This is a genomic window from bacterium, from assembly GCA_026414725.1.
In the GTDB taxonomy this organism is placed as follows: domain Bacteria; phylum Ratteibacteria; class UBA8468; order B48-G9; family JAFGKM01; genus JAAYXZ01.
The window spans coordinates 159572-176479 of the sequence record JAOAIL010000001.1 but is presented as its reverse complement, the minus strand read 5'-3'; the positions used below and the strand labels follow the sequence as shown (position 1 = coordinate 176479).

The 16908-nt window shown below is 35.8% G+C and carries 15 protein-coding genes; 6 read left to right on the top strand and 9 right to left on the bottom strand.

Going from position 1 to position 16908, the window contains the following annotated elements:
* Positions 1–50: 50 nt before the first annotated feature.
* The 5 genes from N3D17_00915 to hypF all read left to right on the top strand — a co-directional run bounded on the left by N3D17_00915 (position 51) and on the right by hypF (position 5619).
* The gene (locus N3D17_00915) at positions 51–314 is read left to right on the top strand and encodes a hydrogenase maturation nickel metallochaperone HypA (GenBank protein ID MCX8081952.1); all 264 of its coding nucleotides are present in this window, start codon (positions 51–53) and stop codon (positions 312–314) included.
* Between the two features lie 61 nt (positions 315–375).
* A complete protein-coding gene (gene hypB, locus N3D17_00910) occupies positions 376–1512 on the top strand; it encodes a hydrogenase nickel incorporation protein HypB (protein MCX8081951.1) in 1137 nt (378 codons plus the stop codon).
* Positions 1513–1648: 136 nt separating this feature from the next.
* A complete protein-coding gene (locus N3D17_00905) occupies positions 1649–2902 on the top strand; it encodes an ATP-binding protein (GenBank protein ID MCX8081950.1) in 1254 nt (417 codons plus the stop codon).
* A 4-nt stretch (positions 2903–2906) separates the two neighbouring features.
* Entirely contained in the window at positions 2907–3278 is a 372-nt protein-coding gene (locus N3D17_00900; GenBank protein ID MCX8081949.1) for a cyclophilin-like fold protein, read from the top strand.
* Positions 3279–3312: 34 nt separating this feature from the next.
* A complete protein-coding gene (gene hypF / locus N3D17_00895) occupies positions 3313–5619 on the top strand; it encodes a carbamoyltransferase HypF (GenBank protein ID MCX8081948.1) in 2307 nt (768 codons plus the stop codon).
* On the opposite strand, the gene N3D17_00890 is transcribed toward hypF, so the two are convergent.
* The 4 genes from N3D17_00890 to N3D17_00875 all read right to left on the bottom strand — a co-directional run bounded on the left by N3D17_00890 (position 5588) and on the right by N3D17_00875 (position 9741).
* Complete coding sequence (locus N3D17_00890) at positions 5588–7354, bottom strand: V-type ATP synthase subunit A (protein MCX8081947.1); 1767 nt, start codon at positions 7352–7354, stop codon at positions 5588–5590. The two genes, hypF and N3D17_00890, sit on opposite strands and share 32 nt — an antisense overlap.
* Positions 7355–7357: 3 nt before the next feature.
* A complete protein-coding gene (locus N3D17_00885; GenBank protein MCX8081946.1) occupies positions 7358–7660 on the bottom strand; it encodes a hypothetical protein in 303 nt (100 codons plus the stop codon).
* On the bottom strand, positions 7657–8661 hold the full coding sequence (locus N3D17_00880; GenBank protein ID MCX8081945.1) for a GDSL-type esterase/lipase family protein: 1005 nt from the start codon (positions 8659–8661) through the stop codon (positions 7657–7659). The genes N3D17_00885 and N3D17_00880 overlap by 4 nt, the downstream gene beginning before the upstream one ends.
* Positions 8662–8838: 177 nt before the next feature.
* Entirely contained in the window at positions 8839–9741 is a 903-nt protein-coding gene (locus tag N3D17_00875; GenBank protein MCX8081944.1) for a glycosidase, read from the bottom strand.
* 271 nt (positions 9742–10012) lie between these two features.
* Here N3D17_00875 and acpS point away from each other — a divergent pair, with 271 nt between their 5' ends.
* Complete coding sequence (gene acpS / locus N3D17_00870; protein ID MCX8081943.1) at positions 10013–10366, top strand: holo-ACP synthase; 354 nt, start codon at positions 10013–10015, stop codon at positions 10364–10366.
* 86 nt (positions 10367–10452) lie between these two features.
* On the opposite strand, the gene mgtA is transcribed toward acpS, so the two are convergent.
* From mgtA to N3D17_00845, 5 genes are all read right to left on the bottom strand, one after another.
* Positions 10453–13023 (bottom strand): magnesium-translocating P-type ATPase, encoded by a 2571-nt coding sequence (mgtA, locus tag N3D17_00865; protein ID MCX8081942.1) that lies wholly within the window; start codon positions 13021–13023, stop codon positions 10453–10455.
* A 123-nt stretch (positions 13024–13146) separates the two neighbouring features.
* Positions 13147–14346, bottom strand: a complete 1200-nt coding sequence (locus tag N3D17_00860) for an acetate kinase (GenBank protein ID MCX8081941.1) — start codon at positions 14344–14346, stop codon at positions 13147–13149.
* The gene (gene acpP / locus N3D17_00855) at positions 14343–14597 is read right to left on the bottom strand and encodes an acyl carrier protein (GenBank protein ID MCX8081940.1); all 255 of its coding nucleotides are present in this window, start codon (positions 14595–14597) and stop codon (positions 14343–14345) included. The genes N3D17_00860 and acpP overlap by 4 nt, the downstream gene beginning before the upstream one ends.
* A 10-nt stretch (positions 14598–14607) precedes the next feature.
* Positions 14608–15870 carry a putative sugar nucleotidyl transferase gene (locus N3D17_00850; protein ID MCX8081939.1) on the bottom strand — a complete coding sequence of 421 codons (1263 nt, stop codon included), beginning with the start codon at positions 15868–15870 and terminating at the stop codon, positions 14608–14610.
* Between the two features lie 130 nt (positions 15871–16000).
* A complete protein-coding gene (locus N3D17_00845) occupies positions 16001–16768 on the bottom strand; it encodes a lipoate--protein ligase family protein (protein MCX8081938.1) in 768 nt (255 codons plus the stop codon).
* Between the last annotated feature and the right edge of the window lie 140 nt (positions 16769–16908).

Here is a 16908-nt window from a genome sequence, read left to right as displayed (position 1 = left end):
CATACCCTCTCTACGAGGGAAAAGGGGAAAAAGAGGAGAAGTTTTTGTTTATGCATGAATTATCTATAAGCCAAAAAATTTTAGAGATTCTTGAAAAAATTAGAAAAGAGCGAAATATCTCTGCATTCCATAGAATAAACCTTACTGTTAATCCTTTAAGTTGCATAGATGAAGAAAATATAAACTTTACTTTCCATGCCCTTACAAAGGATAACCCCTTTTATAAAAATGTAAAAATATATATAAGGAGGAGTGAAAACCCATCCTCTAAAGAATTTATACTGGAGAATGTGGAGATAGAAGAAAATGTTTGAAGGTGTTTTTTTAAAGATATATAATTAACAAAAAAATTAATTGTTGTTTATAATATATAAAATGAAAGAAATAAAAATAATAGAGGTAGGTACAAGCATATTTGAAGAGAATGAGAGAATTGCAGAAGAAAACCGTATATTATTAAATGAAAGCGGTACATTTGCTGTTAATGTTATGGGTTCCCCTGGTTCCGGAAAAACCTCCTTGCTTGAAAAGACCATATCCGAACTGAAAAGCAGATTCTCATTCAGTGTAATAGAAGGGGATATAAAAGGGTGTATTGATGCGGAAAGGATAGCGAGATTAGATATCCCTGTAGTACAGATAAACACAGGTGGTGCTTGTCATCTGGATGCTTTTATGGTAAAAAAAGGATTTACACAAATTTCTCTTAAAGAAACAGATATTGTGTTTATAGAAAATGTAGGAAACTTAGTGTGCCCTGCTGAATTTGATATAGGTACATCTTTAAATGTGGTGGTATCAAGTGTGTCGGAAGGAGAAGATAAACCACTGAAGTATCCCCTAATGTTTAAGAGAGCAGATGTATGTATTCTTAACAAGATAGACCTTATGCCACATACAGATTTTAATTTAAGTGTATTCAAAAAGTATCTTAAAGATATATCATCTGCTAAACTCATACCTCTTTCAATAAGGACAGGAGAAGGGATTTCTGACTGGATAAAAACACTATCTGATTTTACTTTAAATCGGATTATTGAGCAACCGGAAACAATATCACTCACATGGGAAGGGAGAATTGTTATTATTGGGATGGGAGACCGCCTGAAAGCGGATGATGGCGCTGGTTCTATTGTTACAGAAAAACTTACAAAGATAATAAAAAGGAAGGATGTAAAAATTATTGATGCAGGGAGTTCTGTGGAGAACTATATAGGTGTTATTGAAAAATTCAGACCTAATACAGTGGTTGTTATAGATGCTGTGGATTTTGGAGGAAAACCAGGAGAGATAAAGGTGATTGAGTATGACCAGATAGAAGAGACAACACCATCCACACACAGTATCTCTCTTACATTGATTTTAAAACATATACATAGAGAAATAGGTGCAAACTGTAAAGTTATAGGTATACAGCCTAAAAAAATAACCCTTTCTGAAGAGTTGTCCATTGAAGTTGAAGATGCTATAAGGAAAATTATAAATTATATTTCCTGTGAACTATGTAGATAATAAGGAGGAAAAATAGTTTTAAATATTCCCCTGTTCTTATCCTTCCCATACAAAAATTTGACAGAATCTTATAATCATAGTATATTTAATACAAAAAAATTATAAATTTTGTGCACTATGATATATAAAATTAACGATGATAAAAGATACACTGATATTGCAGAAAAGGGAAATAGAGAAAAGAAAATGTGAAAGGTTTATTGAAAGAGATGAGGTACAACGGCTTAAAGGGTTGCTTGCCAATGACCTTATCAAGGTGATTACAGGACCAAGAAGGGCAGGTAAATCATTTCTCGGATTTAATCTCCTTTTCAGTACAGGTAGTTTTGGATATGTAAACTTTGATGATGAGAAACTGATAGATATAAAGGACTATGATGCAATATTAACTGCTGTAAACTCTGTCTATAACAATCCGAAATTTGTTCTTTTTGATGAAATACAGAACCTTCCTAAATGGGAATTATTTGTCAACCGTCTTCAGAGACAGGGATATAACCTTGTTATCACAGGCAGCAACTCTAAACTCTTAAGCAGTGAACTATCTCCTCATCTTACTGGTAGGCATATATCTGTGACGATATTTCCCTTCTCCTTTAATGAATTTCTCAAGTTGGAGAATAAAGAACTTACCACACAGGAAATAAGGGGAAAACTTTATGAGTATTTAAGACATGGTGGATACCCTGAACCACTTATAAAAAATATAGACCATAAAGAATATCTATCAACATTATTTAATTCCATTATCTATAAGGACATTGTTAGAAGATTTAAAATACGGCTTATTCCTGCTGTAGAAAATCTTGCTTTTTTCCTCCTTTCAAACGTAAGTAGAGAATTTTCATATAACACATTAAGCAGAATAACAAAATGTAAGAGTGTGCATACAGTAGAAAAGTATCTGAACTACCTTGAGGAGTCATTTATATTCTTCCGTATCCACAGATTTTCACCCAAAATGGAAGAGAAATTAAGTTCAAACAAAAAGATATACTGTATAGATAATGGATTTATACATTTTGTAGGACATACCAATAAAGATACAGAATTCCTTTGTGAAAATGCTGTTGCAGTGAAACTTAAGAAGAACGAAATGAACGGTGGAGCCAATGTATATTACTGGAAGCATCCTCTACGGCAGGAGGTGGATTTTGTTCTTAAGTCCGGTACAGAGATTATTCAACTTATTCAGGTATGTTATAATCTAAAAGATGTAAAAGTGGTGGAATTAAAGGAGAGGGCACTTATCAGGGCGAGCAAGGAATTGAAGTGTAATGACCTTTTGATAATCACTGATGAGTATGAAGGAGAGAAAGAGGTTGAGTGGTTCGGGATAAAAGGGGAAATAAAATATCTTCCTCTGTGGAAGTATCTTTTACAGGAGTGAGATGATGGAAAAGAAGATACTGATAAAGGCAGGCAGTATTGTGGTAAAAGGCATAATGAAAGATACGGGTCTGGCAGAGAAGATTTATAATGCACTTCCATTTACCTCAAAGGCACGGCTATGGGGAAAGGAGATATACTTTGAGATACCTGTAGCAAGTGGAATTGATGAGCCAGTGGAAGAGGTAGAAAAAGGTGATATTGCATACTGGCCAGAAGGAAGATGTATGTGCCTTTTCTTCGGTCCAACACCTATAAGTAAGGGAGAAAAGCCCATACCTGCAAGTTCTGTTGAAGTTGTAGGGAAAATAACTTCTGACCTTAATGAACTGAATAAGGTTCGCTCAGGTGAAAAGGTCATTATAGAGAAGGATTAAGGATAATACCTTCCGTCCTTGATATGTGAGAGAAATGGCACTCCTGAAAAGAAGGGTAAAGGTTTTTATTGAAGGCAGGGTTCAGGGGGTTGGATTCAGACCTTCTGTCTTCAAGTATGCTGTTGAGAACAGGTTGACTGGTTTTGTATGTAATACTGCAGATGGGTTATATATAGAAGTAGAAGGTTTTATAAAGAATATAGAAAAATTTATTGAAAAGATAAAGAGAAACCCACCGGTTCGCGCACATATTAACAAAATCTCTGTCATATACACAAATCCTATCAATAGTGAAAAGACATTCAGAATAATTGGAAGTAGATATACATCAGAAAAGATAAAAATTGAACTTTCTCCTGATATTGCTATATGTAATGAATGTCTGAAAGAGTTATTTAATCCTGAAGACAGGAGATATCTGTTTCCTTTTATCAACTGCACAAATTGTGGACCACGGTTTACCATTACAGAAAAACTTCCCTATGACAGAGAAAATACAACTATGAAGATATTTAAGATGTGTCCTGAATGTCTAAAAGAATATAATAACCCTGCTGATAGAAGGTTTCATGCACAGCCGGATTGCTGTTTTGTCTGTGGTCCTGATGTTTTTTTAATTAAAGATGAGATTCTGGCAAAAGGTATAGAAGCAATAAAAAGGTCCGCAGAACTTATAAACAAAGGATACATTGTTGCGGTAAAAGGGACAGGGGGATATCATCTTATCTGTGATGCAAAAAATAGCAAGATAGTAAATAGATTAAGAGAAATAAAAAACAGGGGAGATAAGCCTTTTGCTCTTATGGCAAAGGATATAAAAACAGCAAAACAATACTGCTTTATAAGTAGTGTAGAAAAAAAGTTATTAGTTTCGTGGCAAAGTCCCATAGTTCTTTTAAAGAAAAAAGAGAATTGTACTCTTCCAGAAGAAATAGCCCCTTCTAACAGATATTTAGGATTTTTTCTTCCTTATACACCTGTCCACCACCTCCTATTTTTCTTTAACTGCCCTGATGTAGTTGTTGCTACCAGTGCCAATATTGCGGATAGCCCGATTATCTTCAAGGATAACAAAAAAGAAATGGAAAAACTTACTTATATTTCTGACTATATCCTTACAAACAACCGTCCTATAAAGACCGGATGTGATGATTCTGTGGTGAGGGTTGCCCCTGATAAAAACATATATATGATAAGAAAGGCACGGGGATATACACCTGATATGATAAAAACAGCTATTTCTTTCAAAAAAGAGGTCTTTGCTGCAGGAGCAGAAGAGAAGAATACATTTGCTTTTGGTAGAGATAATAGTATTATTTTAAGTCAGCATACAGGTAATCAGGAAGATGCAGAGACACTGAATTTTTATTATGAAACATTTGAACACTTTGTAAGAATTTTTGGTTTTTCTCCGGAAATAGTTGCCCATGACCTTCATCCTGACTATCTACCTACAAAGTTTGCACTGGATATGGCTAAAAGAAATGGGTTGAAGACCATAGGTATTCAGCATCACCACGCACATATTGCTTCTTGTATGCTTGATAATAATCTTAAGAATGAAAAGGTTATAGGTGTTGCGCTGGACGGAACTGGTTATGGAGAAAAAGGGGATATAAGAGGGGCAGAGTTTTTAATTGCTGACTATAGAACTTATGAGCGGTATGCTTACCTTGACTATATAACACTTCCAGGTGGAGAGAAGGCAATTAAGGAGGTCTGGAGGATAGGGCTGTCTTTGCTGTACAAAACCTTTGGTAATGAAATTTTCAATCTTAAAATCCCATTTATTGAAAGATATAGAAGTAAGACAGAATTCATACTGGATATGTTTAAGAAAGATATAAACTGTGTACCTGTCTCAAGTATGGGACGTCTTTTTGATGGGGTTTCTTCAATACTTGGTATAAGTGAAAACATTACCTATGAAGCACAGCCAGCAATAGAACTTGAAATGATAGCAAAAAAGACAGAGGGGAAACCCTATAAATATGGAATAAGAGAAGAGAGTAGTTTAATAATAGACCTGTTGCCTTTAATAAAAAGCATTGTAGATGATATAAAAAGTGGTATATCTACGGAAAAAATCTCATATAAGTTCCACAGAACTATATCAGCAATAATTACCAGGATATGCAAACGAATAAAAGAAGAAAGAGGGATATATAGAGTGGTTCTTTCAGGAGGTGTATTTCAGAACAAACTTTTACTTGATATTGTATGGAAGGAATTGCAAGAAAACAATTTTTCTGTCTTCTGCCACCATAACCTTCCAACAAATGATGGATGTATCTCCGCAGGTCAGTCAGTTATAGCACTTTACTCTCAATACCGAGAGTAGGGAATGCTTCTTTTATATTTGTTTCTAATTTACCAAACTCTTCTTCTACTTTTGAGTGGGCTATATATCTCATCTTTACGATATTTTCTCTGATATGAAGATTATGAATTTTTTCTATGGATATTCCTTTTTCAATTGCCTGTGATGCATACTGGTAGAAGAGTATGATAGTTTTTAACATCCTGTATTGTTTCTTTAGTGTTGTATATGCATCCCTTTCATCAAATGCACTCTGGTGTAGAAAGTCCTCCCTGATGCTTCTGGCGGTTTCAAGGATAAGACGGTCCTGTGCAGAAAGTGTCTCCATACCTACAAGTCGGACTATCTCTAAAAGTTCTGCTTCCTTTTCAAGTATAGAAAGTGCTGTCTGTCTGATAGAAGTAAAATCCGATGCTATATTATTTTCAGAATATTTCTTAAGATTTTCTATATACAGGGAATAACTTGTAAGCCAGTTTATTGCAGGGAAGTGCCTCTGGTAAGCAAGCCGGTCATCCAGTCCCCAGAATACCTTTACTACTTTCAGTGTCATCTGTACCACAGGGTCTGTAAGGTCTCCTCCGGGTGGACTGACAGCACCTATTACGGAAAGAGTACCTTCTCTGTTGCCGAGACATAGACATCTTCCTGCCCTTTCATAAAAAGAGGCAACAGATGTTCCTAAATAGGCAGGATATCCTTCCTCGCCAGGCATTTCCTCAAGTCGTCCTGATATCTCTCTCAGTGCCTCTGCCCACCTGCTTGTAGAGTCAGCCATAAGTGCAACAGAATAACCCATATCCCTGAAATACTCTGCAATTGTTATACCTGTATAAATAGATGCTTCTCTTGCAGCAACAGGCATATTAGATGTATTCGCAATAAGAACTGTCCTCTCCATAAGAGGTCTTCCACTTTGAGGGTCTTGCAATTCAGGGAACTCTATAAGGACATCTGCCATCTCATTTCCTCTTTCTCCACAGCCGATATACACAACCACCTGTGCATCTGCCCACTTGGCTATTTGATGCAATACCACTGTTTTGCCAGAGCCAAATGGACCAGGAATACATGCGGTCCCACCTTTTGCTACAGGGAAAAGAGTATCTATTACTCTCTGTCCTGTAACGAGTGGTTCAACTGGAGGTCTTTTTTCTCTCACAGCCCTTTTGGCACGAACAGGCCATCTCTGCATAAGATAAAGGGGAACATTTTTCCCCTCTTCTGTTCTTATTCTTCCTATCTCTTCTTCTACAGTAAAATCTCCTTCTTTTATATCAATAATTTCTCCATTAAAACCATATGGTACAAGGATTTTATGGACAATAATCCCTGTTTCTTGAACCTCCCCTATAATATCTCCTTCTGAAACAAAATCTCCTTTCTTTACTATCGGTTTAAACATCCATTTTTTCTCCCTGTCTAATGCAGGTATCTGGACACCCTTAAGGATGAAATCCCCTGTAGTTTCTAATCTTGATAGGGGCCTTTGAATTCCATCAAATATATTTGATAAAAGACCGGGTCCGAGTTCTACCATTAATGGTTCTCCCGTACCAAATACAGGGTCACCCACCTTTAATCCTTCTGTTTCTTCATATACTTGAATAGAAACAGTATTACCTTCTATCCGTATTATCTCTCCTATAAGTTTTTCTTCCCCCACTCTTACAACATCATACATCCTTGCACTCTTCATCCCTTCTGCCTGAACAAGTGGTCCACTCACCTTTACAATCTTTCCTTTATCCTCCATTTTTCATCCTTTCATTCCTGTTGCTTTTTTAATAAGTTCTTCCACTATCTGATAGCCCTTTCCTTCATTTGATTTCAATGAAGGGATAACAATAACTTTTTTCTCTATTACATATCTATTAAAAAGGTCTCTGTCAAAAACCTCCTCTGTAATGAATATAACACCATATTCAGAACGATTGAGATTTTCTATTATTGTAAGTGCTTCATTCTTACTATTGGCAGAGAAAATATCTGCACCGAATAATTTAAAAAATTCAATACTTCCTTCTTCTCCTATAAAGGCAATTTTTGTTTCTTTTCTCATTTATACTTTATATATCTCTTTATTATCCCTGACAGATTCCTCGCTATCTCTTCCATCCCTGCCGGTGAAGGATGGACGAGGTCCCTACACAGTCCAGACCATGACTTTAAAAGCTTTCTTCCATCAATGTGGATTACTTTCTCCGAATTCATTGCCGTGGCAACTTCCTTAACTATATCTCTGTATTCCTTCTGTCTTTTTTTCTCTCCTTTACGTCCTAAATTAAAGGTAAACATATCAATACAGAACACATACTTATCAGGGTGTGCTTTTACTATCGTGGGGACAAAATACTCCACCCTTTTTCTGAATTCAGAAACACTCATGACATCATAGAACATATTTATCCCCATCTCCAGTGTGGCAAAGGCCCAGTCATTTCTACCTGCAATATAGTCAGCCATCTCTTTCTCACAGCGGGCACCACTACCAAATCCTAAGTTTATCAGGTCCAATCCAAGAAGATATGCTGTTTTCATTGCATATGTACCTGAAGGATTTATAGCACTTTCCCCCTGTGTAATGGAAGAGCCATAGGCAAGGTATCTTATTGCTGGAAGTTGTTCTTTCATGGGTGGCTCAAATTCCCCTTCAATATCTTTAATTACACAGGTTGGTCCCCAGGGGAGAATTATCCTTGTAAGTCCTGCATCAAAAGGCAATTTCTTCTTTTTTGATATCTCTTTAAGTTGCTCTATATTTTGGGGAAGGGATATCACAATTTCAGAATCATTGTTACTTATATAGCAATACTTCACAAGAAAGTTTCCCTGGTATACCTCACTAACAAAGATACCCTCTTCCTGTGATTTCAGGATAATTCTCGCAGAATTACTTTTCAAATTAAACCGTAGTTCAACACCTGCCGGCCTTATCGCTCTTGTCTGTATCCATGTACTTAAAGACATTCTTAAACTATCAGGTATCCTTGTTAACATAATCCCATCTTCTGTTTTAAGCAGTTCCGCCACATTATGCAGATACACTCCTTTATAAATCATTTTTTCTCCTTCCTTATGCTGTTAAAATTGCCAAAATATCCTATACAATTTACAATGAAAAGAAAAGTTTTTCAAGGAGAAAGTAAAGAAAGATGATTAATATTGAGAAAGGTTTGAAAAAGTATTATAACTATTTCTGTTTTTCCCCAAATGTAAGATTTGTTTTTTCTTCTCTCGCTAAAATTCAAGTTTTTCTTTTTCTATATACGCTACACCAATATCCTTATCACCTGCACCATAATAAACAAGTATATTCCCATTTTTCTCTATATTACCACAGGGATACACCACATTCGGAGTAAACCCATTTCTTTCGTTGTCCGCTTCAGGTTCAAGAACTGGTTCTTTTTGAATTCTTATAACTTTATAAGGGTTTTTACCATCTAACCAGCATATTCCTACTCTATATGTGTTATGTCTATCAACTCCGTGGAAAAACATAACCCATTTATCTCCTATCCTGATAGGTGGTCCTGCTACCCCTATCTTTTTCTCACTCCATGGCAAAGTGTCAGGTGTTAAAATTATTTTGGAAGAAGTGAATTTTTTGAAATCTTCTGTTTTTGAAAACCAGATTGACGGGACCATCCTGTGAACCAGAATAAATTGATTGTCAAACTTTTCAGGGAATAAAGCACTTGTTCTTTGTGCTATGTCCTTCATTATAACACCATGCCTGCGAAAATTTTTGAAATCAGTGGTAGTCGCGAGAGCAATTCTATCCCATCTGAATCCTACAATTACATAAATGATGTAGTATTTGTCACCTATTTTACTTATCCTCGGGTCTTCTATTCCCTCAATATCTGTCCACTCCTCATCTTCTGGTTTTAATACAGGTTCTGGAGTTCTATAAATGACATTAAAACCATCCTCTGAAACAGCAAGTCCCAATCTTGAGACAGGCCATCCTGAAGCACTCGTCATCATATCAGTGCCTCCTGCCCTGTAAAGGATATAGACCTTACCTTTATAAATTTCCACCCCAGGATTGCAGACCTGGGTACATTCCCAGTTATTATTTTTATTAATCCTCAGTATCGGATTGTTTTTATATCTTGTTAAATATACAGTATCCATCATCCCCTCCCATAATTTTAAGTTTATATTTTACCCTATAACAAAAAAATAACTATTTCTGATTAACGAATTGCCTGATATTATCTCACAAGTATAAGATTTGTCAAATCCAGATAGCATTTTCTGGATTCTACATAATACCTATCTTTTGTTTCCAGCAATTTATTCTTTTATGTGTATGTGTCATCTTTTTCTTAAAAAGTGGTTTAAAGTTGCCAAAATATTCCATAAAATTTACAATGAAAAGAAAAGTTTTTCAAGGAGAAGAAAAGTGGAGATAACAACAGGTATTGATATTGTAGATATAGAAAGGTTTGAAATGGTAGTAAAAAGATATGGAGAGAGATTTATAAGAAGGATATATACCAGAAGAGAACTGGAGCACCTCCCTGAAATAAATAGTCATTTCTACATGGCTGTCTCATTCTCTTTTAAAGAAGCCATCTGGAAGGCGCTACCCGATGAGAAACAGAAAGAATTTTACTTTAAGGACATTGAGATTATATGGAAGAAAGGGAAACCAATCCCTCTGTTGAAAGAAAAAGAAGATATTCAAGGGCTTACCCTTAATTTTTTAAAGAGAAGTAAAAATATTATAACCACTGCGATTTTTATTCAATTTTGAGATTTGTCTTATTATGTTGTTGCACTATAGCCGGAAAAGATAGTTCTTTAATCTCAATAATGTTAAATAGATAACGGAAATATATTTTATTCATATCCATGTCTTTTAATAAACCACATTTTTACCTGTTGTACTGTAAATAAGTAAAAAGCGACGATAACTATTAAAGCAATAAAATATGTCGGTGGGGGCTGGACAAAACCAAAGTATTTTCCAAGCGGGATAAATGGTAATATCAGTCCTATTGTAACTATATAGATGGATGTAAAAATTAAAAATGGACTCGGTTTACTTTCCACAAAAGGAACTTTCCCTGTACGAATTATATGAATAACAAGTGTTTGTGTACAAAGAGATTCTAAAAACCATCCCGTATTAAATAATGGTTGATGCGCTTTAAAAACAAACCATAAGACCCCGAATGTTACAAAATCAAAAAGAGAGCTTACAGGTCCGATAAACAGCATAAATTTCTTGATGTATTCAACATTCCATGGCCTTGTCTTTATCAAATATTCTTTATCTATCTCATCTGATGGTATGGCTATCTGTGAAATATCATAGAGTAGGTTATTAAGTAATATCTGTATAGGGAGCATGGGAAGGAAAGGGAGAAATACGCTCGCCCCTGTCATACTTATCATATTTCCAAAATTTGAGCTTGCGCCCATCTTTATATATTTTAGAATATTGCCAAATGTCTTTCTCCCTTCTATAACTCCATCAGTAAGCACCAGAAGACTTTTCTTTAAAAGAATAATATCCGCTGATTCTTTTGCTATATCCACCGCATTATTAACTGAAATTCCCACATCAGCAGTTTTTAGTGCTGGAGCGTCATTGATGCCATCGCCAATATAACCAACAATGTGTTTATTATCGTGCAAAGCATGAATAATCCGCTCTTTCTGGAGAGGAGAAAGTCTGGCAAAGACAGTTGTTTTTTTTACTAACTCTCGCAAATCCTCTTCACTCATTTTTTCTATCTGTTCGCCTGTAGTACAACCTTTAATATTGAGTCCTACCTCAAGACATATTTTTTTAGTAACTAATTCATTATCACCGGTTAAAACCTTAAAATCTATACCAAGATTCTTCAATGTTTCTATGGTTTTTCTAGCAGATGGTTTTGGTGGGTCAAGAAAAGCAATGTATCCTTTAAGAATCAAATCATGTTCGTCATCTGTAGTATATTTATCTTTGGGTTGTTCAAAATCCTTATAGGCTATAGCTAAAACACGAAAACCCTCTGCACTGAGGTTATCATATTGTGTTTTTAATTCAGTAAGAATTAGATTTCCTTCTCCTAATTCAAGAATCTCACCATCAATTTCAAATTTGGTACATCGCTTGTATATTTCCTCCGGAGCCCCTTTAACAATAATTCTGTGTTTACTATCGTTCTCAATAACTACAGACATGATTTTACGGGAGAAGTCAAATGGAACCTCGTCAACTTTTTTATATTGCTTGACTAATAATTTTTCATGTTTGATTACTGCCCGATCCAAGATATTTTTGAGACCTGTCTGATAATAACTATTTATATAAGCGAACCGTAATACATCATCGTCCTCTTTCCCCACTATATCACAGTGATGTTCAAGGACAATTTTATTTATAGTCAGGGTGCCCGTCTTATCAGTACAAAGGACATCCATCGCACCGAAGTTTTGAATAGCATTAAGACGTTTGATAATGACACCTTTTTTTGACATTACAATAGCACCTTTAGAAAGATTGATTGCTACAAGCATAGGAAGCATTTCTGGAGTAAGTCCTACAGCAACTGAAAGGGCGAATAAGAAAGATTCCAGGATATTACCTTTATTCAAAGCATTTATGCTGAAAATTACAAGCACCAGTATTATCATGAAGCGAATCATCAACCATGTAAATTTACGAATACCCTTGTCAAAACTGCTTGTTGCTGTTATGGTAGTCAGTTTACGTGAAATTTCCCCGAACTGAGTAGAAAGGCCTGTTTTAAGAACAATACCAAGCCCTGTCCCACTCACTACACTTGAGCCCATGAAAGCAATGTTGGTTAAATCTGTAGGAGAACGTTTAGAGGAGAGAGGTACTTCCACTGTTTTTTCAACAGCAAAAGATTCTCCTGTAAGAGATGCCTGATTTATAAACAAGTCCTTAGCTGAAATAATCCTTAAATCTGCTGGTATCATATCACCAGCAGAAAGTTCTACAATATCTCCTGGTACAATTTCCCTGATGTTGATCTCACGAGGTTTGCCATTACGATAAACTGTTGCAGTTGTACGTACCATCTCTATCAGTTTTTCAACTTCCCTGCTTGCGCGATGCTCTTGTATAAAGGAAAGTAAGACACTTATCAATGCCATAGCAATTACCAGAATGGCACTTATTTTCTCACCGAGAATAATAGAAAAACCTGCGATGATAAGAAGTACTATAACAAGAGGATTTAAAAACTTAGAGAAAATTTCAAAGATAATTGTCCGTTTTTTTCTCCGTGCAGGTTCGTTATAACCATATTGTTCAATCCTCTCTTTAGCCTGAGAGTCATTTAAGCCCTCTGCCGAGGTACTAAGTTCCTTGAAAAGAATCTCCAGGGGGCATCCAATGTAATCAAAACTTAATACTTGTTTTTTACCATTATTGTTCAAATTTAACCTCATATGCAACCTTTCTTAATAAAGAGATTCCACCCGCGCACAACATTTTTTATATTACCACAGATGAAACTGATAGAAAAAGATAAAGGGATGGAGTGAATAGTAAAAAGATGTAATAATAGTTTTTTACTTCTGACTTACCAGCTGGTATGTGTCAAAGGCAATACGGAGTTCTTCATTGGTGGGAATAACAAAGACCTTTACCTTAGAATTTTCTGCACTGATTTTCTCTTCCTTTGCGAATGCTTTATAATTCCTCTCACTGTCAAGGATAATCCCAAAGTTTTCAAGTCCTGAAAGTGCCCTCTCTCTTATATGAGGAACATTCTCTCCTGCACCCCCAGTAAAAACAATGGCGTCCACTCTGCCTAACACAGCCATATACATTCCGATATATTTTTTGATTCTATAACTGTAAATATCTATAGCAAGTAAAACCCTATCTTCTTCCATTTTAGAAAGAAGGTTCCTGAAATCATTGGAGATACCTGAAAGACCTAAAAGTCCGCTTTTCTTGTTCAGAAGATCATTGACCTCTTTTGCACTCAAACCCAGTGAGTCAATAAGATGGAATATTACACCGGGGTCAATATCTCCTGACCGTGTTCCCATTACAAGTCCTTCAAGCGGTGTCAATCCCATACTCGTATCCACAGAATGTCCATTTCTCACTGCTGTAATACTGCAACCATTACCCAGATGGCATGTAATAACATTCACATCATACTTCCCTTTTCCCAGAAGTTCAGCGGCACGTCTTGCTACATATCTATGAGAAGTCCCATGAAATCCATATCTTCTTATCCTGTATTTCTCATAAAACTCATAGGGTATAGCATAAAGATATGCAACAGGGGGGATGGTGGTGTGGAATGCAGTATCAAAAGCAGCAACCTGTAAACTGTCTGGGAAAAATTTCATAGAGGCCCTGATACCTGATAGGTTATGTGGATTATGGAGTGGTGCAAGGGTCTGGTATTCTTCTATCTTTTTTATAACCTCATCTGTAATGAGAACGCTTCTGTCAAAGCCCTCACCTCCATGGACAACTCGGTGTCCTACTCCTTTAATTTCTTTTACATCATTTATAACTCCAATTTCTTTATCTCCCAATGTACTTGCAATAAGAGAGAGAGCAGCAGTGTGCGTTTTTACATCTACTGATTTTCTGTAAAATAATTGTTGTTGCCCCTTTGTATATGAGAACAATGCAATCTCTTCTCCTATTTTTTCAACATTGCCTTCTGCAACCAGTTCCTCTTCCGGCATCTCAAAGACCTTAAATTTTACTGAGGAACTGCCACAGTTTATTACAAGTATTTTCATCTTCCCTTCCCATTTAGGTGTCTCTGTATAAATTCCACTGCCTTTCCCACGGTCTTAACTTGGAGTGCTGCATCTTCTTCCATCTCTATGTCAAACTCATCCTCAAAGGCAGCCACCAGTTCCAAACTTTGAACACTTTCAGCTCCTAAATCCTCAACAAATCTGCTTTCAGGAGTTATTCCTTCCTCATCTACCCCTAAAACTTCAGAGATAACCTTTTTTACTCTCGCTTCTATCTCTTTATAGTCCATCTTAACCTCCTTATCTACTTGTTTTTCTGCTTTTCTTTATGGCTTCTTTTCTCTCTTCTTCTGTAATCTCATATACAGTCCTTATGGTATCTTCTTCTTCTTTCAACCACTCTCTTTTTCTTCTTTGCATTACTGTTCTTGCAGTACATATCATCATATCCAGACCATAGCCCTTCATAAACTTGTTATTGACATACCATGTAAAAGAAGGGAAATACTTTGGTAGTATCCCGCCTGCTGTGATATTACACATCAAACCTGCGATGGTCCCTGTATTAAAAAGTGTGCCAATGCTTGTCTTTGTGTGGTCCCCAATAAAAGAACCAACTTTCAAACTACATGTATCAAATGGCTTTCCATTAAGGTAAACACAGACATTACTGTAGTCATTTTTTAAATCACTATTGGTTGTCAGTGCACCGAGATTAACAAATTCTCCTATATAACTGTGTCCTATAAACCCATCATGGTACTTATTGGAATATGAATAGAATATGGATTCTTCCACCTCACCACCTATCCTGCATACCTCTCCAAAACTATTACCTTCTCTTATATTTGCACCGGGCATAATCTGTGTTTCTTTTCCTATGTAACAGGGACCTTCTATCCTTGCGGAAGGAAATATCTCTGCACCTTTATCTATATAGATAGGACCGTGTGTAGTATCAAGAACAACAAAAGGATGTATTTTCGCTCCTTCTGCAATATAAACTGCTTTTTCATCTCCTACTATAACTGCTTCCTTATGGAATATACCTTCTATCCCCTGTTTTCCATATCTTTTGAAATCCTCTTTCAACATGCCAGGGTTATATATAATCAGGTCCCATGGATAATTAATACATCGTGTCTGTTTTTCCTCTACCTTTACGCTGCTTTTAATGTCATGGAAAAATTTCGTAATATCACCATTCCAGAACTTATGGATTGTTTCTTTTTTGAGCAGACCATAGATTATATTGTCTTTACTTTTTACAATCTTTTCTTCTGAAATAACTATCTTATCCTCTGAGGATGGTAACCATCTTCCATTTACAAAGAGTATATCGTCCTGTAGGAATGATGTGTTATTAACAGGTAGATTATATTTTCTCCCTATAAGGTCCTTAATATAATCCCTGACCCAGAATCCTTTTTCACTTTCAGTCAAAACAGACATAATTTTATCAATGAGAGTGTCGTACCCACATCTGATTTCAAATACTGCTTTAATAAATGTAATCGGTAAAAGGTCTCTCCATTTTTCATCTTCATAGATTAATACCTTCATTTTTTCTCCCCTTTCTATATACTTTTTTTTATTTCAATTGTGTTAATTAAATATTTCTTATTATAAAACTAAAAGTTTTATCAATCAATGTATATATAACTATTATGAGATTACGGAATTTAGAAAATTCTTATCCTGCTTTCTGGTAACTCTTCCACTCTCCTATTCTGTTTCTCTCTTTTTCTGTTAGGGCTCCTTCTAAAAAATGTACTCCAAATATATCTTCAAAGCCCATTATTATATTTTTAATAAGCATCTCAATGGATATACTCTTTTTGAATAATTCTTTCAGAGATATTATTTTTAAAAAGTCAACTTTCTCAATAAATATAGCATCCCATAACTCTCTGTTTATATCAATCAGTATTGAACCATGCTGTAAAAAAGCATTTTTATTTCTCCTCTGTGCAGAGCCGACAATTTTCCTCCCTTCCACCACAATATCATGTCTTGAAGAGAGAGAAAAACAGTCTCTCGTTGTGTAGGATGGTTCTTTTCCTTCTGAAAAACCACGTATCTCTGCCTTGATACCAAGATATTCCAGTCCCTTTATAATGCCCTCGCATACAGTTATATATGAAGATAAAGGCATACCAAAAGAGTAGTGATTTTTTACATTTCCACAGAAAGAGTAGGTGAGTTCTATATCATGGAATATGGCACTTCCACCAGTAGGCCTCTTTACAATAGGGATATTATGGGTACTACAGAATTCTGTGTTTATTAAATCATTAGTACTTTGATTATATCCAACGGATACAGCAGGAGGATTCCACTGATAAAAACGGATTACAGGAGTACTTTCTCCTGAAGATGTTGATTGCCATAAAGCATAATCAACCCCCATATTTTCTTCCGGAGACATAACACCAGATATAATAAGTCGCCATTTTTTCATAGATCCCTTAAATTTAGAAAATTAGGAAATTTGAAGATTATACATATCAATATTTAGTACCCCTGGCCCGACTCGAACGGGCGATAATCTCAGGAGGGGGGTTCTCACCCCCCTTCCTGATATAGTTCTCCCCCCATAAC